Raw genomic sequence first — 670 nt, forward strand, 5'->3', positions numbered from 1 at the left:
GAATGGTTTTTACCCAAGATATTCCAACCAGCATGCAAAACCGCAGAAAATACAACGAGTGCGATTGCCAAGAAATCCATTTGTTTTCCTGTTTAGATAAAACAAAGGCTCCGAGATGGAGCCTTTGAATATGAAAATGCGAACATTAGTGATTGAGCTCTGCTACCGACTCAATACTGATGGCATCGTGACGCCAGTATTCAATATCGCAGTCAATTAACTCGCCATGTTGGTTATAGTTAGTACGTTCAACAACCATTGCAGGAGTGCCAGAGGTTGCTCGCAACGCTTGCGCGACTTCACCAAGCAAGGTACTGGTAGAAATACGGTAACGCGTCTTCTGATACACCACACCAAAGTGCTCGCGATAAATGTCGGTCAGCGAGTTGGTCAAATCAAAGCTCAATAAATTGGGGAAGATCTCTGGGCGAATATAGTTGGTCACATACACAACAGGTCTCTCTTCCAAATATCGAACGCGGTCGACACGAAAAACATCAGAAAACGGCTGCAGTTGTAACAAGCGCGCAGATTGCTTGTTAGCTAAAGTGCCCTTTGCCGCAATCAGCTCCGTTTTTGGCACGCGATTTTGCGCTTTCGCCATGTTCGGAAAATTAAGTGTCTGAGTAGGGTCGTAGCGTAGTGGCTCAGGTGAAATAAACCAGCCTCT

At 45.5% G+C, this 670-nt stretch carries 1 protein-coding gene; it reads right to left on the bottom strand.

What is annotated here, in order from left to right; translation table 11 throughout:
- Positions 1-145: 145 nt before the first annotated feature.
- On the bottom strand, positions 146-670 hold a 525-nt coding region (locus R8N49_RS27600), incomplete at its 5' end, for a UTRA domain-containing protein (RefSeq protein ID WP_318190514.1).

The sequence above is a fragment of the Vibrio sp. 1978 genome, assembly GCF_033344345.1.